Raw genomic sequence first — 23,495 nt, 5'->3', positions numbered from 1 at the left:
GGCGCGACGGATGACGGCGCGGCGCGCGGCATCCGCGGCGGCCTGCTGCTCGGCCTCGAACTGGCGCTCCATCGCGCGGACGCGTGCCTCTTCAGCGCGCACCCGCTCCTTCGCCGTCTCGAGCCGGAGCCGCGCCTCGACCTCGCCCTCGCGTGCGCGTTCGAGCGCGGCGAGCGCTCCGTCACGCTCGGACGCGTCGAGCATCGGCCGCGGCACGGCGCGGGCGGCATCGAGTGCCGCCTTCGCCTCGGTCGCCGCGAGCTCGGCGTCGGCGACGCGCTCCTGGGCCTTCTGCGCTGCCTGCTCGAGGCGTTCGGTCTCAGCGGTCGCCGCCTCGACCTGCACTCGAGCACGATTGAGCCGCTCGGTGCGCTGCGCGAGCTGCGCGTCGAACTCGCGAAGCGCGGCGAGGGCCTGCTTGGACTGCTCCTTCGATCGCTCGACGATCGCGCGCTGCTCGGTGAGGTCGTAGCGCGAGCGCTCGATCTCGCTGCGCACCTCCTCGAGCCCCGCACTCGCGCGGTCGCGCTCGGCGAAGAGCTCGATGCGGCTCTGCTGCTGGCCGGTTCCACCGCGGAGGATGAAGCGGCCCACGACCGTGCCGTCCTTCGTGATGACCGTCGCGGGCCGGTCGAGCGCTGCAACCCGCTCCTCGGCGGCGCGAGCGGCGGCGAGGTCGTCGGCGATGAGCACCTCGGCGAGCAGGCCCAGCACGCCGGCGGGAGCGGTGACGACCTCGGATGCCGCGGTGAGCCCGTCGATCGCGGGCGCTGCCGCCGGAGCGACGCCCGGGTCGGCGAAAGCGAGCGCGACCCGGCCCATCGCGCCCTCTTCGGCGTGCGAGAGCGCCCGGTAGGCGGCGGCACGATCGTCGACGAGCACGGCATCGGCGAGCGAGCCGAGCGCGGCGGCGATCGCCGGCTCGAAGCCCGGCTCGACGTGCAGAGCTTCGGCGAGGAGCCCGCGCACGCCGCCGACACCCGCCGCGACGAGTGCTGCCGAGCCGTCCTTCTGGTCGAGGGCGAGCGAGAGCGCCGCGGTCCGTGCCGCAAGCGCATCGCGTTCGCGTTCGCGCACGTGCAGCTCTTCTCGGAGGCGTTCGATCTCGCCCTCGCCCTCGAAGACGGCCGCTTGCGCGAGTTCGTAGGCCTCGTCGAGATCGGTCTCGCCGATCTCACCGGCGTCGGCTTCGGCCTCGATCCGTGCGAGCTCCTCGGCGGCGGTCCGCCCGCGGGCGGCGGATGCCTCCATGGCGTTCGTGTGCCGAAGCACCTCGCCGCGCGCGGCGGCGAGCTTCGAGGCAGCGGTGTCGGCCTGTCCGGCGAGCTTCGAGACCTCGAGGTCGTAGGCGGTGACGCGAGCGCTCTGTGCCGCGATCTGCTCGTCGACGAGGTCGAGCGCCTCGCGGGCCTCGCGAGTCCGGGAGACGGCGACGTCGAGGGCGGATGCCGCCGAGCCGACGCCGGCGCGGATCGTGTCGAGTTCGGCCCCGGCGTCGTCGATCATCGAGCGGGTGACGCTCGGCGCGGCATCCGTCTGCTCGCTCGCTCCGCCGAGAAGGGCGATGCGCTGCCGGGCGAGGGAGTCGAGCGCGCGGAGCCGCTCTTGCGCCGACTCCAGCGCATGCGTCGTCGACCGGGCCGCGTCGACGGCGTCGCCGCCCTGCGCCTGCTCGAGTCGCGCGACGCGCGCTTCGTGCTGCTCGAGCTCGTCTTGCAGCACGAGGCGCTCGCTGTGCCGCTCATGCTCGCTCTTGCCGTGCTCCTCGAGCGCGCGGCGGAGGCCGACCACTTCGTCGGCGAGGAGCCTGGCGCGCGCATCGCGCACGACGGCGGCGATCGTCGCGGCCTCGCGGGCGACCTCGGCCTGGCGTCCGAGCGGCTTCAACTGGCGCCGGATCTCGCCGGCGAGGTCGGAGAGCCGGGTGAGGTTCGCCTGCATCGCGTCGAGCTTGCGGAGGGTCTTCTCCTTGCGGCGCCGGTGCTTCAGGATGCCCGCGGCCTCTTCGATGAAGCCGCGACGGTCTTCGGGGGTGGCGTGCAGCACGGCGTCGAGCTGTCCCTGCCCGACGATGACGTGCATCTCACGGCCGAGGCCCGAGTCGCTGAGGAGCTCCTGCACGTCGAGGAGCCGGCAGATCTCGCCGTTGATGGCGTATTCGCTCGCGCCGTTGCGGAACAGCGTGCGCGAGATGGTGACCTCGCTGTACTCGATCGGGAGCGCACCGTCGGCATTGTCGATCGTGAGGCTCACCTCGGCGCGGCCGAGCGGGCCGCGCGTGGAGGTGCCCGCGAAGATGACGTCTTCCATCTTGCCGCCGCGGAGGGTCTTGGCACCCTGCTCCCCCATGACCCAGGCGAGGGCGTCGACGACGTTGGACTTTCCGGAGCCGTTTGGGCCGACGATGCAGGTCACGCCGGGTTCGAAGGCGAAGGTCGTCGGCTGCGCGAAGGACTTGAATCCCTTCAGCGTCAGGCTCTTGAGGTACACGTCCCACCCTTCCGACTCGCGAGCGCGCTGCGGACTACCGTATCCGAGGTTCGGCCCCCTCCCCATTCGCCCTCGCCGCGAGAACGCGGATCGCCCTTGCCACGACCACGGCGCGGGGTTTAGTCTGGGCGGCTGCCCATCGGCGACGGGAGGAGTGCGCATGCCCATCGACATCCGACCGGTGCCCGTACCTGAGGCCCTCGGCACGCCCGCTGCCCGGGAGTTCGAGTCGTCCGCTGAGCTCGGCTCCCGGCTCGAGCGCGCGAACTGGGGACACGAGGACTTCGCCTACAGCGCGGCCGAGCTCCTCGCCGCGCAGCGCAACGATCGCCACCGCGGGCACGCCTGGATCGGCGCCTGGGACGGCGACGCGATGATCGGCCGGGCCGGCCTCGAATGGGAGCGCGACGCCGGGGCGACCACCGTCGAGCTCACCCTCGGCGTGCTGCCGCGGCATCGGCGACGCGGCGTCGGCTCGCGACTGCTCGCCGCCGCCGAAGACTCCGCTCGCGACCTCGGCCGCTCCACGATCGTCGCGTACTCCGATCATGCGGATGCCGGCAGCGCCCCGGCTGAGGGCCCGGTGCTGCACGCGCCCGACGGGGACGCCGCGTTGCCGGCATCCGTTCCCGCCGCCGGTTTCGCCGCGGCGCACGGCTACGACCTCGCCCAGCTGGAGCGCATCAGCAGCCTGACCGTCGGCGGCCGAGCCGACGAGTTCCGCAGCGCACTCGATGCGCGAACGGCACAGGCGAATGCCATCGGCTACCGGCTCGAGCTCTGGACCGATCGCACCCCGGCGCGGCTCGTCGACGCGTACGCAGCGGCCAGGGGGCGCATGGCCCTCGCCGTCCCGGCGGGCGGCATCACGATCGACGAGGAGCACTGGGATGCCGCGCGCGTCCGCGAGCGCGAAGAGGAGTCACTCGACGGCGGCAGGACCCTGCTCGTCGCCGCGGCCCTGGCTGCCGACGGCGCCGTCGCCGGATACACCGAGCTCGAGCTGCCGCTCGGACGCGAGTTCGCCTTCCAGAGCGACACCCTCGTCGTCGTCGCGCACAGGGGGCACGGTCTCGGCATGCTCACGAAGCTCGCGAACCTGGCACGGCTCACCGAGGTCGCGCCCGAACGCACCGAGGTCTATACGTGGAACGCCGACGAGAACGAGCACATGCTCGCGATCAACGTCGCACTCGGCTTCCGCCGGTGCGGCCTCGAGGCGGTCTGGCAGCGCCGCTGAGCCGGCTGGAAGGTGCTCGCGCCGACCTTCAGGCCGAGGCGGCGTGACGCGGCATCCGGAGCCGCTGGCATCGGGGGCAGCGGTGCGACGACCGGTTCATGAACGGCTCGCGAACCATGGGCGTGCCACAGCGGGGGCACGGCAGGCCGACCCGCCCGTAGGCGTTCAGCGAGTGCGCGAAGTAGCCCGAGGCGCCGTTGACGTTGACGTACTGTGCGTCGAAACTCGTGCCGCCCTCGGCGAGCGCACGCTCGAGCACCTCGCGCACGGCGGCGAGCAGTTCACGCGAGCGGCGCCGCCCGAGCGAGGCGGCGGGTTGCTCGGCGTGCAGCCGAACCAGCCAGAGCGACTCGTCGGCATAGATGTTGCCGATGCCGCTCACGACGCCCTGGTCGAGGAGCACTCGCTTCACCGCCGAGGCCCTGCGCGCGAGCGCGTCGACGAACGCGTCATCGGAGAACGCCGGATCGATCGGGTCGCGCGCGATGTGCGCGACCTGCGAGGGCAGTGATCGCGACCACTCCCCCGTGACGCCCGCCGAGAATCCGGCGATCTCACCGTCGGCGGCGGGCACGAGTCGATCGACGGCGAGCGAACCGAAGGTGCGCTGGTCGACGAAGTCCACGCGCAGTTCCCCGTGTTCGGGATGCTCGAGGTGCAGCCGGATGCGGGCGTGCCGGTCGTCTCCCGGATGGTCGGGCGTGCGCAGCAGCAGTTGCCCGCTCATGCCGAGGTGGCCGACGATGGCGCGGTCGCGGCCGATCGGCAGCCAGAGGAACTTGCCGCGCCGCACCGCCGCTTCGATGTTCGCCCCGGTCAGGAGCGCCTCGAAGTCGCCGGATGCCGCGTCATGGCGGGTCAGGGCACGCACGTCGAGCACGTCGACCGCCGTGACCCGGGCGCCGGTGACGGCAGGCGCGAGCCCGGCCCTGACGACCTCGACCTCGGGCAGTTCGGGCATCTCTCGAGCCTATTCCCCCCGCGAGTGCTCGGCGGAGCCGGAGCCTCAGTTGCGACGGAACCGAAGCGTGACGAGCTGGAACGCACGCAGTCGCAACTGCGCGCTCGCACCATCGACACCGACGAGCGCGGCAGGCTCCGCGGCAGCGCGCTCGAGCAGGTCGGTCTCCACGATGCCCGACACCTCGCATCCGGCCGTGACCGTGCCCACTGCGCGGGCCCCGCGAGCCTCGTAGACGCGCACGATGAGGTCGCCCGAGCGGTCTTCCGCGAGCTTCACGGATTCGACCACGATGCTCGGCGAGTCGCTGCGGACGAGGGGTGCCACGGCGCTCGCGTCCTCCACCAGCCGGAGCGGCAGGTTGAGCCGATAGCCCTCGCCGACCGCATCCAGCACGTCGGTGCCGATGCCGACCGAGGTGCGCAGGCGGTGACGACCCTGGTCGCTCTTCGGGTCGGGGAAGAGCGGCGCACGCAGCAGCGATTGCCGCACGAGCGTGGTGGTTCCGCCATCGGCTCTCGCCGTGCGGGTGATGTCGTGGCCATAGGTCGAGTCGTTGGCGACCGTGACGCCGAAGCCCGGCTCCGCGACGTGCACCCATCGATGGGCGCACGTCTCGAAGCGAGCCGCATCCCACGAGGTGTTCACGTGCGTCGGCCGGTGGACGTGACCGAACTGCACCTCGGATGCCGCACGGTCGGCGTGCACGTCGAGCGGGAACGCGAGCTTCAGCAGCTTCTGCTGCTCATGCCACTCGACGATGGTCTCGATCTCGAGGGCGGTGCCGTCGCCCTCCAGCGTCAGTGTCTGCGTGACGGCGGATGCCCCGAACCGGCGCTCGACGCGGATGCTCGCCCGTTCGGGGGCATCCGTCACCAACTCGACCGACTCGGCATCGCGGAGTTCGGTGCCCGAGCGCTGGTAGTGCTGGTCGATGTCCCACGCGTCCCACTGGGTCGGGGTGTCCCGGAACAGCTGCAGGAGGTTGCCGGGCTGCCCGGCCGGGATGGCGTCGCGCCCGGTGCGCACGTCGACGAGCGAGGTGACGAGTCCCTGCCCGTCGATCGAGACGCGAAGCCGCCCGTTCTCGAGCACGTAGCCCGCACCGTCGCGCTCGACGCTCACCGTACCCGGCGCGTCGACGGGACCTGCAGACATCGCGGCAACCCCCGAGACGGCGAAGGGAGAGGCGTTGAAGGCGACCGGGCCGACCGAGCTCGCCTCGGCGGAGCCGGCACCGAGCGCGGAGACCGCGGCACCGATGAGGTCCTCGAGCTCTGCTGCGATCCGCCGGTAGTTCTCCTCCGCGACCTGGTGGACCCAGGCGATCGAGGTGCCCGGCAGGATGTCGTGGAACTGCAAGAGGAGCACCGATTGCCACAGCTCGGCGAGGCGCTCGTAGGGATAGTCGGCGCCGGTACGCACCGCCGCGGTCGCGGCCCAGAGCTCGGCCTCACGGAGGAGGTGCTCGCTGCGGCGGTTGCCGGCCTTCGTCCGCGCCTGCGACGTGTAGGTTCCGCGATGGAACTCCAGGTAGAGCTCGCCCGACCAGACGGGAGGGTTGGGATAGTCGCGCTCGGCCTCCTCGAAGAACGCGAGCGGCGACGCGACGGTCACGGTCGGCGATCCCTCGAGCGAAGCGGTGCGGGATGCCGCGGCGAGCATCTCGCGAGTCGGCCCACCGCCCCCGTCGCCGAAGCCGAAGGGCACGAGCGAGATGTTCGAAGCTCCCTTCTCTGCGTACTGCCGTTGCGCCTTGGCCAGTTCCTCCCCCGAGAGCATCGCGTTGTAGGTGTCGACGGGCGGGAAGTGCGTGAAGATGCGCGAGCCGTCGATGCCCTCCCACGAGAAGGTGTGGTGCGGCATCGTGTTGGTCTCGTTCCAGCTCGTCTTCTGCGTCAGGAAGTACCTCGAGCCGGCCGCGACCGCGATCTGCGGGAATGCCGCGGAATAGCCGAACGAATCCGGAAGCCACACCTCGAGCGGCTCGATGCCGAACTCGCGCATGAAGAACTGCTTCCCGGCCACCAGTTGCCTCGCGAGCGCCTCCCCTCCTGGCATGTTCGTGTCAGATTCGACCCACATCCCGCCGACCGGCACGAAGCGGCCCTCGGCCGCTCGTGCGCGGATGCGCTCGAAGAGTTCGGGATAGTGCTCCTTCATCCAGGCGTACTGCTGCGCCGAGGAGGCCGCGAAGACGAAGCCGGGGTCGCGATCCATCAGGTCGAGCACGTTGGAGAACGTGCGCGCGCATTTGCGGATCGTCTCGCGCACGGGCCACAACCAGGCCGAGTCGATGTGCGCGTGACCGACGGCGACGACGCGGTGGGCGCTCGCGTACGCCGGTTGCGCCAGTACGGGCGCGAGGATCGCCCGGCCCGCCGCCGCCGTGCCCGACACGTCATCTGGATCCATCGCGTCGACGACCGCCTCGAGGGCGCGCAGGATGTCGGCCCTGCGCGGCAGGTCGGGACTGAGCACGTCCATGAGGCCGGTGAGCGTCCAGATGTCCATCTGCAGCTCCCACACCTGGGTGTCGAGCAGCGCGACGTCGACCCTGCGCAACCGATAGATGGGCTTCGTGCCCGCGGTCGCTTTGTCGCCGACCGGTGTCGGCCGGAAGCTCCAGTCGCTCCCGACATCTGGATTCGAGGCCGCCTCGATGTAGACGTCGACCGTTCCGCCCGGACCCACCTCGACGGGCACGTGGTCGTTGAACGGCTCGATGGCCTTGATGATGCGTCCGGCCGGGTCGAAGACGAGCCCTTCGGCCTGGAAGCCCGACTGTCCCGAGAGGAAACCGAGGTCGACGACGAGTTCGACCACTCCGTCGAGGCCCTGCCATGCCTCGGGGACGGTGCCGGTGACGTGGAACCACGTGGTTCCCCACGGCTTGCCCCACGCAGACCCGACCGTGAACGGCTCGAAAGTCTGCCCGATCGCCTCGGCGAAGGGAACCGGTTCGTCGGGCACCTCCCACGCGCTGAGGGTGAGCGCAGCGGTGTCGCGGTAGATGGCCGGCTTCACGCGTTCCTGCGCGAACCGGGCGATCCGGGCGCGAACGAGGGCGGAGTTGTCGTGCATGGGAGGCTCCTAGTGGATCGGGTGCGGGTCAGCCTTTGACGGCGCCTGCGAGTGCGGACGAACCGCCGAGCACGCGTGAGATGAACACGTACAGGGTGATGACGGGAACTGAGTAGAGCAGCGAGAAGGCGGCGAGCTGGCCGTATGCGACGGTGCCGTATTGGCCGAAGAAGGCGAAGATGCTGACCGCGGCGGGGAGCTTGTCGGGCGAGAGCAGCAGCACGAACGGCACGAAGAAGTTCCCCCACGCTCCGATGAACACGAAGATGAACACCACCGCGAGGCCCGGCCGCATGAGCGGCACGACGACGCGCGTGAGGGTCGTCATCATCGAAGCGCCGTCCATCCACGCGGCCTCCTCGAGGCTGATCGGGACGCTGTCCATGAAGCTCTTCGTCATGTAGATGGCCATCGGCAGGCTCGTGGCCGCGAGGAAGAGGATCGTGCCGCCCATGGAGTCGATGAGGTTGAAGGCGACGAAGAGGCTGTAGACCGGCACCATCATCGCGGTGATCGGCAGGCACGTGCCGAACAGCACCCCATAGAGGAACGGCTTGTTGATGCGCATCCGGTAGCGCGACAGCGGGTAGGCCGCCAGCACGGCGACGACGACGGTGATGAGGGCGCATCCGCCTGAGAGCACGAGGCTGTTCAGCAGCGGGACGAAGGCCTTCTCGGGCGTCATCACGTCGACGAAGTTCTGGAGCGAGACGGCGTCGGGCAGCTTGATCGACAGCGTCGCGCGTTCGTCGACCGAGGCCAGCACCAGCCAGACGAGCGGCAGCGCGAAGGCGGCGCCGATGAGGAGCAGCACGCCGTTCGACACGGCGCGGAGACTGCGCCGACTGGGAGAGGTCATGCCCATGGTCAGTCCACCTCCGGCTTGAGCGCTCGGAGGTACACCACGGAGAACACGGCTCCGACGAGCAGCAGGATCGTGGCGATCGCGGTTCCGAAGCCGAGCTTGCCGAACTGGAACGCCTCCTGGTAGGCGAGCACCGGCAGAGTCGAGCTGTCGGTGCCCGGCCCTCCTCCCGTCATGACGAAGATGAGCGTGAACACCGACAGCGTCTGGAGGGTCGTGAGCATCAGGTTGGTCGAGATGCTTCGCCGGATCATCGGCACGGTGATGAACGCGAGCCGCTGCCATCCGCGTGCCCCGTCGACCTCGGCGGACTCGGTGATCTCGGGCGGCACGTCCTGCAACGCCGCCGAGTACACGAGCATCGAGAATGCCGTGCCGCGCCAGATGTTCGCGAGGATCACCGCGAGCATCGGGGTCGCGTAGAGCCAGTTCGTCCCCTCGAGGCCGACTGAGGCGAGCAGCGTGTTGAGCGTGCCGGTGTCGTTGAAGAACGCGTAGGCGGCGAACGAGGCCACGATCTCGGGAAGCACCCATGCGGTCACCACGAAGGTGCCGACCATGCCGCGGGTGAACCGGCTCGAGGAGCGCATCAGGATCGCGAGCCCGAGGCCGAGCACGTTCTGGCCGACGATCGCCGACGCGACGAGGAACACGAGCGTCAGCAAGATGGACTTCGGGAAGTCGGGGTCGGCGAAGAGCTCCGCGTAGTTCGCGAAGCCGACGAACGACGAGCCCTGGGCCGCCGATCCGGTGAGGGATGCGTCGGTGAACGACCCGTAGAACGAACTGATCACCGGTCCGAGCAGGAAGATCGCGAGCAGCACGATCGCGGGCACCAGCGGAACGCTCCGCACGAGCGAGCGGCGGACTCCGGCCCTCGACCGGCCGGGCCGGGGAACTGGTCCCCGGCCCGGCCCGGCGACGGGTCGTGCTTCTTCTGCGACGATGGCCATCGGCTAGCTCGTGGTGTTCTCTTCGCCCACGATCCTCACGACGGCTTCGTCGTAGGCGGCCGCGGCCTCGGCTGGGCTCTGCTGACCGGTCATCACCGCCTCCATCGCGATGGTGATCTCACTCGAGATCTTGCCGTAGTCGCTCGTGGCCGGCCGGAAGTTCGTGACGGCCACGATCTCCGAGAAGAAGCCGAACGTCGGGTTGGCCGCCTGGTAGTCGGGGTCTTCCGAGACGTCGCTGCGCACCGCGATCTGGCTCGCCGCGATGTCGTAGGACTGCGAGTTGTCCTTGTCGAGGGCCAGCGCGATGAAGTCCCATGCAGCGTCTTTGTTCTTCGACTTCGAGCCCATTGCCAGGGTCCAGCCGCCCGACATGCTGTTCGCTCCGGGCTCGTCGCCGTTCTGGGTCGGCATCGGCGCCTGCCCCATGACGTCGTTCCACTCGGGCCACGGCGCGGTGCCGGTCTCGAGCCAGGTGCCGCTCAGCCACGAGCCGTCGAGGTTGATCGCGAGCTTGCCCTGCGGGAGCCACTCGCTCGCGACGATGTTGCCGATGTTCTTGTCGAGCGCCTGCTCGGGTGTCGGGCCGAGCCCGCCCTGGTAGAGGTCCCCGATGAAGGCCAGGGAGTCCTCGAAGCCCTGCGAGCCGGTCACCCACTTCTTCCCGTCGGCGTCGTAGAGGGTGTCACCGGTGCCGTAGAGCAGCATCTCGAAGCCCTGCATCGCCGCGGCCTCGCCCTGGGCCTTGCCCGAGTAGACGTTCAGCGGGACGACGTCGGGCAGCTTCGCCTTGATCGTCGCGGCCGCGTCGAGCACGTCCTCCCAGGTCGCGGGTTCCCACGGCACCGGCAGGCCCGCTTGCTCGAAGAGGTCCTTGTTGTACCAGAGGGCGCGGGTGTCGGTGCCCATGGGGATGCCATACGTCTTGCCGTCGGAGCTGAGGCCAGCGCTCTTCGCGTTGTCGTAGAACATGTCCCACTCGTCCCAGGCCTCGGTGTACTCGTCGAGCGGAGCGAGGTAGCCGGCGTCCGCGTCGGACTCGACCATGAAGGTGTCCTCGTACATCACGTCGGGGGCGGTCGCGGCGGACTGGTTCATGAGCGCGAGCTTCGTGAAGTAGTCGTTCTGCTGTGCCTCGATCGGCACGAGTTCGACCGTCAGTCCCTCGTTCTCCGCTTCGAACGCGTCCTTGACCTGCTTCATGTGGGCGTCGAGCTGGGTGAAGGTGCCGAACTTCTGGTAGGCGACCTTGATGGTGTCGGATGCCTCGCTCTCGCCGGCCGCGCAGCCGGTGAGCACGAGCAGGCCTGCGGCGCCGAGTGCGACGGTCGCCGAGAGTGTTCTCTTCATGGATCTCCTTTGATTCCAAGTGGCTGCCACGTCGGCGTCATGCCAAGGGGCTGGCTATAACTAAAATGCATGGACTAATTCTTGTCAACCCTGATCTGCGCGCCTCAGTCGCGGCTCCGCTGGGCTCCGAGTGCCCTCGCGGAACGGCGTCAGGTGGCGATGAGCAAGGCCGACGGCCGAGGCGACAGCACGTCGTCGAGCACGAGGCACGCCGCGCCGACCGCCGCCACGTCATCGCCGATCGCCGACTCGGTCACCGCGATCGGGTGGGTCGTGACGAGCGCATCGGACGAGTTGACGAGCTCGGCGACCCTCGCGAGCACGAGCGGTGACACGCGGTTCCAGTACGGGCCGCCGAAGACCACCGTGTCCTGGTCGAGCAGGTTCGCGATGGTCACGACGGCGTTCGCGATGCGACCGGCCATCTTCTCGAGCACAGCTGATGCGTCGGCCTCACCGGCTAGGGCCAATGCCGCCAGTTGCGCGAGGCCCTCATCGACGCCGACCCCGTCGAGGCGACCGGCGGGTGCGGTGATCAGGCCACTCGACAGCGCGGACCCGACGAGCGCGCGGGGCATGATGGCGTCGCCGAGGCATCCGCGGCGCCCACAGCTGCAGACCGGCCCGTCTGGGTCGACGATGATGTGCCCGGCATCACCCGCGTTGTTGGTCGCGCCCCGGACGGCCTCGTGCGCGATGGCGAGCCCGACGCCGACTCCGGTGCCGTAGTAGAAGAACATGAAGTCGTCGCGCTCGTGTCCGGAGCTCATCCAGAGCTCGGCGACGGTGGCCGCGGTGACGTCCTTCTCGAGCAGCACCGTCAGCCCCGTCGACTCGGCGAGGGCGTCGCGGAGCGCGACACCGTGCCATCCTTCGAGGAGCGGCGGGTCGAGCACCACTCCCTGCTCGAGGTCGAGCGGGCCCGGAGCTGCGATGCCCACCCCGAGCACCCGGGAACGATCCACGCCGGCGTCGGCGATGATGGCGTCGATGGAATCGCGCATGCCGGCGATCACCCGTTCAGGCGCGACGCCCGACGGCGTTCTCGTGGCCGTGTGCGCCACCACGCGCCCGTCGAGGTCGAGCACGACGTAGGTGATCACCGCTGGGTCGAGGTGGACCCCGATCGCGTAGCCGCCCGATGGGTCGAGTTGCAGGATGATCCGCGGCTTTCCCACGCCGAGAATCCGCTGCCCGGCTTCCCGGATGATGCCGTCATCGAGCAGCCGGCGCGAGACGTTCGAGACGGTCTGCGCGCTCAGCCCCGTCTGCTCGGCGATCTCGACACGACTCAATCCCTCGCGGTTGCGCCGGATCGTGTCGAGGATGACGATCTGGTTGAATCCGCCGAGCGCATGGACGTTCGTGCCTCGTCGCACGCGCGTCACCCCCTCGAGCCGGTTGTCACCAGTATGCCGTTCGAGTGGCGGATGTCTCGTCGTGCGACACGGACCGCACCCGGGGGACGCCGAGCGGGCGGGCTACGTCGTGCCGGGCGTCAGTGCGAGCTCAGGGCGGTCCACGCCTCGAGCGCCGCGGCCATCTCGGCCTGCTTCTTGCTCGAACCCTCGCCGGATGCCTCGGCGAGCCCGCCGACGGTGACCGTCGCGACGAAGTGCTTGTTGTGGTCGGGGCCGCTCTCGACGACCGTGTAGACCGGCGCAGGGGCGCCGCGACGTGCGGCGATCTCCTGGAGGCTCGTCTTCGGGTCCATCGCCGCGCCGAATCGGGCGGGGTCGAGCAGGAGCGGCGCGACGAGTCGCAGCACGAGCGCCGTGGCTGCATCGCCGCCGGCATCGAGGTAGACCGCTCCGATGATCGCCTCGACGGTGTCGGCGAGGATCGACGGCTTGTCGGCGCCGCCGGTCATGGTCTCGCCACGACCGAGCCGGATGAACGGGCCGAGACCGATGGACCGGCCGACCTCGGCGAGTGCAGCACTCGAGACGAGGCTCGCTCGACGCTTGGCGAGTTCGCCCTCTTCGAGGTCGGGGTGGTCGCGGAAGAGCTTGACGGTGACGGCTTGCCCGAGAATCGAATCGCCGAGGAACTCGAGGCGCTCGTTGGTGGGGATGCCACCGTTCTCGTACGCGAACGACCGGTGCGTGAGCGCGAGCAGCAGCAGCTCGGGGTCTACGGCGATGTGCAGTCGCTGCTGCAGCTCGTCGAGCGTGTACTCCCCGTGCCCTGCGTGCTCCGTTCGCGTCACGACCGGTCGAAGGCTTGGTTCCGGCCGACTAGACGTCGGCGACCTTGCGGCCCTTGTACTCGAGGAAGAGCGGGGTGCCCGCGGAGTCCTCGACGACCTTCGCACGGTGCGGGAGGCTGTAGGTGACCTTGCCGTTCTCGACGGTCTTGACGAGGGTGGGGACCTCGGCCTTCCACTGCGAACGGCGCGCGTGCGTGTTCGAGCGTGACTTCTTCCGCTTCGGAACAGCCATGTCTATCTCTCTTCTCTCTGCTGGTCGGTATCGGATGCGTCATCCGAACCGTTGTCTCGGGAAGCCGCGAACCCAGCGAGCGTCGACCATCGCGGGTCGACGTGCTCAGGGGTGACGAGTTCCGGATGATCGGCTAGCCGGAGCCCGGTCTCAGGGTCGAGACCCGGGCAGTCCGGCCGGCACACCGGCTGGAACGGCAGTGCCAGCACTACCGCATCTCGGATGAGTGATTCAAGATCCACGTGGTCGTCTTGAACCTCATACTCGAAAGCTTCTCCAGAATGATACGCGAAAAGCTCCTGGAACTCGACTTCAACGGGCAGGGCGATGTCGATGAGGCACCTACCGCACTCTCCTTCGGCGATCGCGTCGACCTCAGCGGTCGCGAGAATGCCCTCGTGCACCGACTCGAGTCGCACGTCGACGTCGAGCTCGGAGCCCGCTCGTACGGCGACGAGGCCCTCGCCCATCGGGTCGACGACGGCGACGGCGAGTCGCTGCTCGCGCATCTCACCCGGTCGGTTGAGGATGTCGCGCACGTTCAGTCGGAACGGTGAATGCTGAATGGCCACGATGGACGATTCTACGCGCCGGCGGGCGGGCGTTCGCCGAACGCCCTCCGTACCCGCGCGAAGAGCGATCGTGGCGCGAGCGCCGCCCGCAGGCGCTCGGCGGGCCCGGCATCGGCTGCGAGCGCGGCCAGGGCGACCGAGAGCTCGTCGAGGAGGTCCTGCCCGGGAGTGCCGGGTCCGAGCTGCGCCGGCCCGTAGCGCTCGCGCTCGACGGCATCGCGCAAGGCGATGAGGGCGGTTCGAGGCTCAGCTGCGATGAACGCCTCGCGCTCGCCGAGTCGCGCCGCCACCGCACGCGGCGTCTCGACGTCGGCGACGCCCGCCCCGAGATCGGCCGCAGTGGCGGTGAGCTCCTCCCACGCGGCATCCGCCGCCCACTCCCCCGCTCGGATGCGTCGCCGTCGCGTCAGCCGCTGGCCGGCACGGATCGCCGCGGGGATGAGAAGCAGCGCGATCACGGCGAGCGTGAGCGACCCGCCGCGGATCCACCAGGCGTTCGTGGCGAACGGATCGCTCGTGCCGCCCGCGAGTCCGCGATCGGCGTCGACGTCGGGACGATCCGACGCTCCGGGCGTGGCGGGGGCCGCGCTCTGCGTCGGCGTGTTCGTGCCCTCACCGGCGCCGGGCCGCGAGTACCCGGGCACGGTGCCCCGGCCGGGAGTCGGCTCGAACGGCACCCACCCGACGCCCTCGAAGTAGAGCTCGGGCCACGAGTGGAGGTCATGCGTGTCGACCTCGACGCGTTGCACCCCGTTGACCCGGTCATCGGAAGGGGAGCCTTGCGTGTAGCCGATGGAGATGCGCGCCGGGATGCCGGACTCTCGCGCCAGGACCGCCATCGTGGCGGCGAACTGCACGCAGTACCCCGCGCGCACCTCGAGGAACTTCGCGATCACGTCGAATCCGCCGCCGTCGTAGCCCTCGGCGACCGGTGCCTCCGTGGAGTAGTCGAACTCGTTGGATCGCAGGTAGGCCTGGATCGCCACAGCGGCGTCGTAGGGCGAGCCGGCTCCGGCCGTGACGGATGCCGCGGTCTCGCCGATGATCGCCGGGAGCTCGTCGGGCAGCTCGAGGAACGGTGCCAGCTCGTCGGGGAGGTCGCGCGGGGCCGCTCGCAACTGCGCCGGCGTCGGGTCGATCTCGAGCCGGTTGACGCGGTATCGCTGGCCGGCCGTGTTCGTGTCGACGCTGCGGACCGTGAGTGAACCATCATCCCAGAACCACGAACCGTCGAGTCCCTCGATGCTCGTCGCCGGATACGGCACCGGCAGCCACGTCGTGCGCACCTCGTCGACGACGACGTCGATGGGATGCTCCGACGTCTCGACGGCGCTCGAGAGGCCGTCGGGGCGTGGCATCGCGTCGACGGTGTTGTCGCCGTCGACCGCCTGCTCGGTCACGCCCCACACCTCGCCCTCGAAGCGGTCGAGCGTGAGCAGCGTGAAGTAGGGGCGGTCGCCGTCGCGCGCAAGGTAGTGGAACGCGGGCCTCGGCGCGGGCCTGCGGAGGTCACGACCGAGGTCGATGAACGGGCTCACGCCTCGGGCGAACAGCGTGCCCTGCCCGGGCGTGCCGAGCAGGAGGCTCGTCGAGATGCTCGGCGTCGACGCCGCGAGCAGCGACGCCGTGAGGATGCCGACGGCGGCGAGCCCGAGCGTCGCGCCCAGGGTCGAGGCGATCGGCACGCGTTTGGGCGGCACGACCGTGGCGGCGTCGTCGTCGAGATCGCCCGCCGCGAGCCGCGCCCGCCGGCGCACTCGCACGTCGATGCGCAGGAGCAGGAGATATGCGGCGGCGGCGAGCACGAGCGTGGGCACCTCGGCGCCGGCCTCTATGATGAACCCGGGGATGAGGATCGGCACGAGGGCCGGTGCGGCCGCGAGGGCGGGCATCCGCACGGTCTGCACGAGGATGTCGACGAGGACCGCGAGGACGCCCACGCCGAACGCGAGCGCGAACGTGAGCGCCGGCACGGGGATCGCGGGCACCGATTGCTGCTCGATCGTGCGCGCTGCGCCCGAGATCAGCTGGGCGAACGTCTCGAACGTGCCCTGCGTCGGGATGATGAGCGCGATGCTCGACCCGGCGCTGAACACGAGGGTGAGCAACAGCAGCAGCACCACGAGCTCGAGCACCGGCACGAGTGCGGCCGTGGTGCGCAGGGCACGCAGTCCCACGCCCGAGAAGAGCACCCCGGCGGCGATGAACGCACACAGCCACCACCAGCCGCTGCCCGCGATGAGCGGGCCGAGCGACATCGTGGCGACCACGAGGAACAGGAACGACGCCGTCGTCAGAGCGAGGCGCTGCGCCCGTGTGAGCGGCACCGGGTCAAGGTTCATCGGGCGTCACCGCCTCGGGGCGAGGCACGACGGCGCGCGATCGTGCGGCTCGCGCCGGAGCCTGATGTCGTGCGGGGAGCGCTGTGCCTGCCCAGGCCCCGGCGATCTCGGCGGGCCGGCGCACGCGCACGACGCGCCAGTCGGCCTCCTCGAGCGCGTCGACGACACCCTGCGCGACGCTCTCGAGCACGAAGGCGATCGCCGGCTCGAATCCGGACCGCATGGCGATGACCGAGCGAGCGTCCTGCTCGTCGGGATCGACGAGCACGACGACGCCGGGCATCCGCGCCTCTCGCGCTCGCGGGCGGGCCTCGGCGTCGGAAGCGACCTCCAAGGCCGCACCCGATCCGATCCGAGCCGGCCCCTCGAGCCGGGCGAGATCCTCGAGCAGTGCCCGGTCGCCGCCCGGCATGCGGTAGCCGCCGGGCGATGCCGGCGAGAGGGCACCGTGCTCGGGGTCGGCGAGGTGGTCGCAGCGCACTCGGTAGCCACGCTCGAGCAGGTGCACCCCCACGGATGCGGCGATCTCGATGCCGAGCTCGTAGCCGATATGCCCGCCGTCGTCGCGCTCACGCCGCAGCGAGGACGCCTTCGGCCGCCCGGCGAGCGTCGTGTCGAGGATGAGCCTCGCCTCGGGGTCGCCGCGCTGCTCCTCTTCACGCACCATGAGCTCGCCGCGGCGGGCGGTCGCCGCCCAGTTCACCCGCCGCAGCGGGTCGCCGTAGCGGTACTCGCGCGCGATGAGCTCGTCGGAGTTCGGGTGGGTGCGTCGCTGCAGGCCGTGGAGCACCCCGTCGACGCTCGCGGCGGTGCCGAGCGCGGCGTCGAGCGGCGTCACCCGCGGCGTCACGACGACCTCGTGCCCCGTGCCCACCTCACGGTCGATGCGCGCGAGTCCGAACGGATCGGCGATGCCGATGACGAGCGGACCGATCGAGAAGACGCCGCGCCGCGGCATCCTGAGCCGGTACTCGAGCCGCAGCGTGTCATCGCCAGACGGAAGCACGCCCTCGTACGGGCCGACGGCCGGCAGGATCGCCTCGGCCGGGCCCTTGAGCCCGTCGGGCACGCGGTCGCGCCAATGCGCGCCGTCGAACGTGCGGCGTGAGCGGTTCTTCACGATGAGCGCGACGCGAGTGGCGCCGCCCGCGCCCACCACGGGCGGAGCGAACATGCGCGTCACCGCGAGCCGCGGGGTGCGCAGCGCCACGAAGGCGATCGCGACGAGCGGCATCGCGATGCCGACGAAGGCGAGCAGCAGGATGTCACGCAGGTCGAACCAGAGCGAGACGGCGAGCAGCAGCACTCCCACGACGACGAGCGTCGTGCCGCGCCGGCTGAGTCGAGGCCAGGCCTTGACGCGCGCGGAGCGGGAGCGGGACATGTCAGTTCCTTCGTGCGCTGCCGACCGGAACCGGCGTCTCCCCTACGATGCGGCGCACGATTGCGTCGATGAGCGGCCCGCTGTCACGGTCGTGGGAGCCGACGGCACGGCTCGTCGGCACGAGGCGGTGCGCGAGCACCGGCACCGCGAGCGCGTCGACATCGTCGGGAAGCACGAAGTCGCGACCGTGCATGGCCGCATGTGCCTTCGCCGCGCGCACGAGCTGCAGCGTGGCACGCGGGCTCGCGCCGAGCCGCAGCTGGCGGTCGGCGCGAGTGGCGCGGGCGAGCTCGACCGCGTACTCCTTGACGGGCTGCGACGTGAAGACGCGTTGCACCGCCTCGATCATGCCGCGGAGCTCGGCGATCGTGACGACGGATTCGAGTTTCTCGAGGGGACTTCCGGTCTCGCGCATGGCGAGCATCGCGAGCTCGTCGGCCGAGGCGGGGTAGCCCATCGAGATGCGCGCCATGAAGCGGTCGCGCTGGGCCTCGGGCAACGGGTACGTGCCCTCCATCTCGACCGGGTTCTGCGTGGCGATGACCGTGAACGGCTGCTCGAGCCGGTAGGTGGTGCCGTCGGCCGTGACCTGGCGCTCCTCCATGCACTCGAGCAGGGCGGATTGCGTCTTCGGGCTCGCGCGGTTGATCTCGTCGCCGATGACGATGTTGGCGAACACGGGACCCTGCTTGTACTCGAATCGCCGGTTCGCCTGGTCGAAGACCGAGACCCCAGTGACGTCGCTCGGCAGCAGGTCGGGCGTGAACTGGATGCGGCTGACCGTGCAGTCGACCGATCGCGCGAGCGCTTTCGCGAGCATGGTCTTGCCAACGCCCGGCACGTCTTCGATGAGGAGGTGGCCCTCGGCGAGCAGCACGGTGAGTGATGCCGTGACGGCCTCGCGCTTGCCGGCGATGACCGCCTCGACGTTCTGCACGATGCCGGCCGCGCGGGCGCCGACCTCGTCGATGCCCATGTCGGGCGTGGTGCCGCCTGACTCCCCCAGTGTCACGGTCGCCTCGCTCACAACGTCATCGCCGCCTGCAGGTAGTCGGCGACCGCCGGTGGCACGAACGGGGTGACATCGCCGCCGAGCGCGGCGACCTGGCGCACGAGCGAGCTCGAGACGTGCGCGTTGCCGGGATCGGGCAGGAGGAACACGGTCTCGACCCCGGCGAGATGACGGTTGACGATCGCCATGGGCGTCTCGTAGGCGACGTCGACCTGCGAGCGGACGCCCTTCACAAGCACGGTCGCCCCGACGTCGGTGCAGTAGTCGACGAGGAGTCCCATGCTCCACGACGCCACGACGATGCGGCCTTCGATGCCCGCGTCGGCCACGGCGCGCTCGATGAGCGCGACGCGCTGGGCGATCGGCAGCAGGGCGGTCTTGTCGGGGTTGTGCACGACGACGACGTGCAACTCGTCGTAGAGCCCGGCGGCCCGTGCGATGACATCGAGATGGCCGAGCGTGACGGGGTCGAATGAACCAGGAACGACGGCGATCCGCTGCATAGCGTCAAGCGTACTGCCCGCGCGCCGCGCCGGAAGGGCCCTGCGCGAGTCTCAGCCCTTGCTCAGGTAGCCGCTCGACTCGTCGTCGAGACGACGGCGCACCGCTGCGGCGAGCGCGGGATGCGCGGTGAGCCCCGGGTCGGCGGCGAGCACCTCCTCGGCGAGGTCGCGTGCGTCGGCGATGAGGTCGCCGTCGCGGGCCACCCGCAGGAGCTTGAGCGAGGAGCGTCCGCCCGACTGGGTCGCCCCGAGCACGTCACCCTCCTGCCGCAACTCGAGGTCGACGCGAGCGAGCTCGAATCCGTCGAGGGTCGCCGCGACCGCCTCGACTCGTTGCCGAGCGAGCGACCCGGCCTCGGCCGACGTCACGAGCAGGCACAGCCCCGGCACGCTCCCGCGCCCGACCCGGCCGCGCAACTGGTGCAGTTGCGAGACGCCGAACCGGTCGGCGTCGACGACGACCATCGCGCTCGCGTTCGGCACGTCGACGCCGACCTCGATGACGGTCGTCGCGACGAGCACGTCGAGCTCGCCCGCCGCGAAGGCCCGCATCGTGCGGTCCTTCTCGTCGGCGCTCATGCGGCCGTGCAACGGTGCCACGCGGGCGTCGGCGAATCGCGGATGCGCCGTGAGCTCGGCGAGCACCGAGGCGACGGATGCCGCGGGCCCCGAGACATCCGCGGCCTCGCCTTCCTCTGCCCCGTCGTCTTCGGCGACGCGCGCCTCGATCGCGGGGCACACGACGAACCCCTGACGCCCCTCGGCGAGCTCTTCGGCGAGCCGCTCCCAGACCCGTGCCCGCCACCCGGGCCGGTCGGCGAGCGGCACGACGTGCGACTCGATGCCCGCGCGCCCGGCGGGCAGCTCGCGGATCGTCGAGACGTCGAGATCGCCGAACACGGTCATGGCGACCGTGCGCGGGATCGGGGTGGCGGTGAGCACGAGCACGTGCGGCGGATGCTGCCCCTTCAGGCGCAGTGCCTCGCGCTGCTCCACGCCGAACCGATGCTGCTCGTCGACGACGACGAGGCCGAGGTCGGCGAACGAGACGGCGTCGCCGATGAGGGCGTGCGTGCCGATCACGATGCGCGACTGGCCGGCGGCGGCGCGCAGGAGCGCCTTCCTGCGATCGGCGACGGGCAGTTGCCCGGTGAGGAGTGTGGGCATGAGCTCGGCCGACAGGTCAGGCCCGAGCATCCGCGCGATCGAACGCAGGTGCTGGCCTGCGAGCACCTCGGTGGGAGCGAGGAGCGCCGACTGCCCGCCCGAGTCGGCGACGGCGAGCATGGCGCGCAGGGCGACGACGGTCTTGCCCGAGCCGACCTCGCCCTGCACGAGGCGGTTCATGGGCACCGGGTGCTCGAGATCGTCGGTGATCTCGGCACCCACCGCCTGCTGGTCTCCCGTCAGCGAGAACGGCAGGCTCGCGTCGAACCGCTCGAGCGAGCCGCCGGCCGACGGATGCCGCGCGGTCGTGGTGTGCCTGCGAAGCTCGGCGCGCCGCTCGAGGAGCGCCGTCTGCAGCACGAACGCCTCGGTGAATCGCAGCGTGCGGCGAGCCGCCTTCCAGTCGGACTCCCGCTCGGGCCGGTGGATCTGCTCGAGCGCGCTCCGATGGGCGAGCAGGGAACGGCGCTCGCGCACGTCGGCGGGCAGCGGATCGTCGACGGGGCCGAGCCCCTCGAGCAGCAGCGCGATCGACTTCGCGAGCTGCCAGCTCGCGAGCGTGCCCGTGGCCGGGTAGATCGGAATGGGCGCCTCGGCCCAGCGCTTCGCCGCCGCATCGCCGGCGGTGAGGGTCTCGGACTCGTCGAAGAGCTCGTAGTCGGGATGCGCGAGCTGGCGATTGCCCTTGTAGTCGCCGACCTTGCCGGCGAAGATGCCGCGGCGTCCGGGGCGAAGATCGTTCTCCCGCCACTTCTGGTTGAAGAAGGTGAGGGTGAGGATGCCGGTGCCGTCGGAGATCTTGGCCTCGAGGATCGACCCGCGGCGCTGGCGCATCTCGCGCACCCGCACCTCGAGCACCTCGGCGACGATCGTGACGTTCTCGTCGAGCGGCAGGCTCGCGAGCGCCGTGAGCTCGCCGCGGAGCGCGTAGCGCCTGGGGTAGTGCGCGAGCAGGTCGCCGACGGTCGCGTAGCCGAAGGCGCGCTCGATCGCCTGCGCGGTGCGGCCGCCGAGCGCGCCCGAGAGCTTCGAGTCGAGCGTGTAGGAGCCGGGGGCGGGCGCCGCAGCGGCATTCTTGGTCGTGCCGGTGCCGCTGCCCGTGCCGCGCGCGCCGGTCGCGCCTGCGTTCTCGCCCGTCATTCCTCGATCGTAGGCTCCGCCCCCGTCAGTTCGGCCAGCTCGGCCTGCACATACGGGTCGTCAGGACGGGCGCGCGCGAGTTCGCGCTGGATGTCGAGGGCCTCCTCGGCGCGATCGAGGGTTCGCAGGCACCTCGCAACCGACCAGCGCGCCACGTGCTGCTGCTCGGCGGTGCCGTAGGCGTCGGCGGCCTCGACGGCCTGCTCGAAGTGACGCAGCGCGGCCTCGGCGCGACCCTCATCGTGCAGGGTCCAGCCGAGGTTGTTGTGCAGTGCGACGCCCCAGCGGAGGGTGCGCGGATCGCGAGTGCCCTCGAGCACGTCGAATCCCTCTGCCGCCCACTCCTCCTCGTGCCCGGCGTCGTTGAGCGCGAGCATGTGCAGCGCGTCGAGCACGAGGAACGTCGAGCCGGCGAGCGCGGCCTGGCGCACGCCGCGCGTGAGCTCGGGCACGGCGTCGGCCGGGTTGCCCGAGGTCGCTGCGAGCCGGCCCCGCTCGATCGCCACACGGGCCCTGAGCTCCGCGACGTTCGTCTCGGGCTCGCCGGGAGTGCCGTCGAGGACGACGGAGTCGAGCACCGCGAGTGCCTCGGCCGTCTTGCCCTGGATGCCCAGCGCACGCGCGAGCTGGGTCGCCATCACGCTGCGGACGTGAGCGGGGTGGTCGTCGTCGTCGGCTGCCTCACGGAACCGCTCCTCGCTCGCGGCCGGGTCGCTGAAGTCCCACATGCGGTCGAGCATGAGCTGTTCTGCGACCCGGTGTCGGGACGGTTCGGCGGGCACTTGGTCGGTCGAGTCATCCACCCCTCCATCATGGCAGCGCCGGACGGTCGACGTTATGCTGCCGGAAGCATGACCCGCATCATCGCCGGATTCGCCGGCTCACTCACCCTCGCCGTGCCCAGATCGGGCACGCGTCCGACGAGCGACCGGGTGCGCGAGGCGATCTTCTCCGCGCTCGAGGCGCGAGATGTGCTCGAGGGCGCATGCGTGTTCGACCTGTACGCGGGCTCGGGTGCGCTCGGTCTCGAGGCGGCGAGCCGCGGAGCGGTCGACGTCGTGCTCGTCGAGCGCGCGAAACCCGCCGCCGACGTGTGCCGGCGCAACGCCGATGCCGTGCTCAGGGCCGCGCGAGGTCGCCGGCTGCGCATCCGCGTCGTGCCGCGTCCGGTGGCGGCCTACCTCGAGAGCGCCGCGGCCGGCGTCGACGTCGTCTTCATCGATCCGCCCTACGACCTCGGCGACGGGGCGCTCTCGCGCGATCTCGAGCTGCTCGTGCCGCTGCTCACCCCCGATGCGATCGTCATGGTCGAACGCAGCTCGCGCTCCCCCGAGCCCGCGTGGCCCGACGGCATCACGCTCGACCGGCGCCGCGACTACGGCGAGACGACCCTCTGGTGGGCGAGCCGCACCGACGAGGCCAACAACGCGGATGGCGGGAAGTCCGCGGACTGACTGCCTCAGCCCGCTCGGCCGTCCCAGCCGGAGTACGGATCCCATCCGTCAGCACCGACGGCGCGGCCGTCGACCCGCAACTCCCCTGGCGCCTCGATGACGCGACCGATCACCTCGAAGGGCGCCGGCACAGCGCTTCCCCGAGGGAAGGTCGCGAGCAGCCCGTGGTCCTCGGCACCCGCGAGCGCGAGTCGCGGATCGGGGCCGAGTGCGGCGCCGTCGAAGTCGAGGCCGACGCCGCTCGCCTCGGCGATCCGGCGGGCGTCACGGGCAAGGCCGTCGGAGACGTCGAGCATCGACGTCGCCCCCGCGAGTGCGGCGATGACGCCCGCCGAGACCGGGGGTTCGGGGGCGAGCTGCGCCCGCACGAGCTCCGGATGCCGCTCCCGCACGCCGCGCGTCGCGAGCCGGTCGGGCTCTCCTGAGGCATCCGTCGCCTCGGCGAAGAGGAGCGCGAGTCCGCGCGCCGCTGCACCGCGAGCGCCCGCGTGCGCGACGACGTCGCCGACCCGAGCGCCCGACCGCAGCACCGGGGCA

18 protein-coding genes and 1 pseudogene are annotated in these 23,495 nt (G+C 70.8%); 2 read left to right on the top strand and 17 right to left on the bottom strand.

Going from position 1 to position 23,495, the window contains the following annotated elements:
* A partial coding sequence (locus tag ESP51_RS18295) for a chromosome segregation SMC family protein (RefSeq protein WP_129522324.1) occupies positions 1 to 2,490 on the bottom strand: 2,490 nt, incomplete at its 3' end.
* 160 nt (positions 2,491 to 2,650) lie between these two features.
* On the opposite strand from ESP51_RS18295, the gene ESP51_RS18290 reads away from it, so the two are divergent.
* Complete coding sequence (locus ESP51_RS18290; RefSeq protein ID WP_164990591.1) at positions 2,651 to 3,730, top strand: GNAT family N-acetyltransferase; 1,080 nt, start codon at positions 2,651 to 2,653, stop codon at positions 3,728 to 3,730.
* Between the two features lie 28 nt (positions 3,731 to 3,758).
* Here ESP51_RS18290 and mutM read toward each other — a convergent pair whose 3' ends face one another.
* The 15 genes from mutM to ESP51_RS18215 all read right to left on the bottom strand — a co-directional run bounded on the left by mutM (position 3,759) and on the right by ESP51_RS18215 (position 22,307).
* Entirely contained in the window at positions 3,759 to 4,691 is a 933-nt protein-coding gene (gene mutM, locus ESP51_RS18285; protein WP_129522322.1) for a bifunctional DNA-formamidopyrimidine glycosylase/DNA-(apurinic or apyrimidinic site) lyase, read from the bottom strand.
* 45 nt (positions 4,692 to 4,736) lie between these two features.
* Positions 4,737 to 7,775: an alpha-mannosidase gene (locus tag ESP51_RS18280; RefSeq protein WP_129522321.1), complete on the bottom strand. Its 3,039-nt coding sequence runs from the start codon at positions 7,773 to 7,775 to the stop codon at positions 4,737 to 4,739.
* A gap of 28 nt (positions 7,776 to 7,803) precedes the next feature.
* On the bottom strand, positions 7,804 to 8,634 hold the full coding sequence (locus ESP51_RS18275; RefSeq protein WP_373426202.1) for a carbohydrate ABC transporter permease: 831 nt from the start codon (positions 8,632 to 8,634) through the stop codon (positions 7,804 to 7,806).
* A gap of 8 nt (positions 8,635 to 8,642) precedes the next feature.
* The gene (locus ESP51_RS18270) at positions 8,643 to 9,593 is read right to left on the bottom strand and encodes a carbohydrate ABC transporter permease (RefSeq protein WP_129522319.1); all 951 of its coding nucleotides are present in this window, start codon (positions 9,591 to 9,593) and stop codon (positions 8,643 to 8,645) included.
* A 3-nt stretch (positions 9,594 to 9,596) separates the two neighbouring features.
* Positions 9,597 to 10,943 (bottom strand): extracellular solute-binding protein, encoded by a 1,347-nt coding sequence (locus ESP51_RS18265; RefSeq protein WP_129522318.1) that lies wholly within the window; start codon positions 10,941 to 10,943, stop codon positions 9,597 to 9,599.
* A gap of 149 nt (positions 10,944 to 11,092) precedes the next feature.
* Positions 11,093 to 12,322, bottom strand: a complete 1,230-nt coding sequence (locus ESP51_RS18260) for an ROK family transcriptional regulator (protein ID WP_129522317.1) — start codon at positions 12,320 to 12,322, stop codon at positions 11,093 to 11,095.
* Positions 12,323 to 12,441: 119 nt separating this feature from the next.
* Complete coding sequence (rnc, locus tag ESP51_RS18255) at positions 12,442 to 13,104, bottom strand: ribonuclease III (protein WP_422386864.1); 663 nt, start codon at positions 13,102 to 13,104, stop codon at positions 12,442 to 12,444.
* 76 nt (positions 13,105 to 13,180) lie between these two features.
* Entirely contained in the window at positions 13,181 to 13,384 is a 204-nt protein-coding gene (gene rpmF / locus ESP51_RS18250) for a 50S ribosomal protein L32 (RefSeq protein ID WP_108595599.1), read from the bottom strand.
* A gap of 2 nt (positions 13,385 to 13,386) precedes the next feature.
* Complete coding sequence (locus ESP51_RS18245; protein ID WP_129522327.1) at positions 13,387 to 13,893, bottom strand: YceD family protein; 507 nt, start codon at positions 13,891 to 13,893, stop codon at positions 13,387 to 13,389.
* Between the two features lie 74 nt (positions 13,894 to 13,967).
* On the bottom strand, positions 13,968 to 16,298 hold the full coding sequence (locus ESP51_RS18240; protein ID WP_129522315.1) for a transglutaminase TgpA family protein: 2,331 nt from the start codon (positions 16,296 to 16,298) through the stop codon (positions 13,968 to 13,970).
* Entirely contained in the window at positions 16,288 to 17,682 is a 1,395-nt protein-coding gene (locus tag ESP51_RS18235) for a DUF58 domain-containing protein (RefSeq protein WP_129522314.1), read from the bottom strand. The genes ESP51_RS18240 and ESP51_RS18235 overlap by 11 nt, the downstream gene beginning before the upstream one ends.
* A 1-nt stretch (position 17,683) precedes the next feature.
* The gene (locus ESP51_RS18230) at positions 17,684 to 18,658 is read right to left on the bottom strand and encodes an AAA family ATPase (RefSeq protein WP_129522326.1); all 975 of its coding nucleotides are present in this window, start codon (positions 18,656 to 18,658) and stop codon (positions 17,684 to 17,686) included.
* A 47-nt stretch (positions 18,659 to 18,705) separates the two neighbouring features.
* Entirely contained in the window at positions 18,706 to 19,197 is a 492-nt protein-coding gene (gene coaD, locus ESP51_RS18225; protein ID WP_129522313.1) for a pantetheine-phosphate adenylyltransferase, read from the bottom strand.
* A 51-nt stretch (positions 19,198 to 19,248) separates the two neighbouring features.
* On the bottom strand, positions 19,249 to 21,504 hold the full coding sequence (locus ESP51_RS18220; RefSeq protein ID WP_129522312.1) for an ATP-dependent DNA helicase RecG: 2,256 nt from the start codon (positions 21,502 to 21,504) through the stop codon (positions 19,249 to 19,251).
* Complete coding sequence (locus ESP51_RS18215; protein WP_241843253.1) at positions 21,501 to 22,307, bottom strand: tetratricopeptide repeat protein; 807 nt, start codon at positions 22,305 to 22,307, stop codon at positions 21,501 to 21,503. Before ESP51_RS18215 ends, ESP51_RS18220 begins: the two co-directional genes overlap by 4 nt.
* A gap of 48 nt (positions 22,308 to 22,355) precedes the next feature.
* On the opposite strand from ESP51_RS18215, the gene ESP51_RS18210 reads away from it, so the two are divergent.
* Positions 22,356 to 22,958 (top strand): RsmD family RNA methyltransferase, encoded by a 603-nt coding sequence (locus tag ESP51_RS18210; RefSeq protein ID WP_129522311.1) that lies wholly within the window; start codon positions 22,356 to 22,358, stop codon positions 22,956 to 22,958.
* 5 nt (positions 22,959 to 22,963) lie between these two features.
* Here the strand turns inward: ESP51_RS18210 and ESP51_RS20725 are convergent.
* Positions 22,964 to 23,495 (bottom strand): annotated as a pseudogene (locus ESP51_RS20725) (thiamine-phosphate kinase); the annotation flags it as partial.

The organism is Agromyces albus (assembly GCF_004134825.1).
Taxonomy (GTDB): domain Bacteria; phylum Actinomycetota; class Actinomycetes; order Actinomycetales; family Microbacteriaceae; genus Agromyces; species Agromyces albus.
The sequence above is the reverse complement of the archived record's forward strand: the minus strand, read 5'-3'. Positions and strand labels throughout refer to the sequence as shown.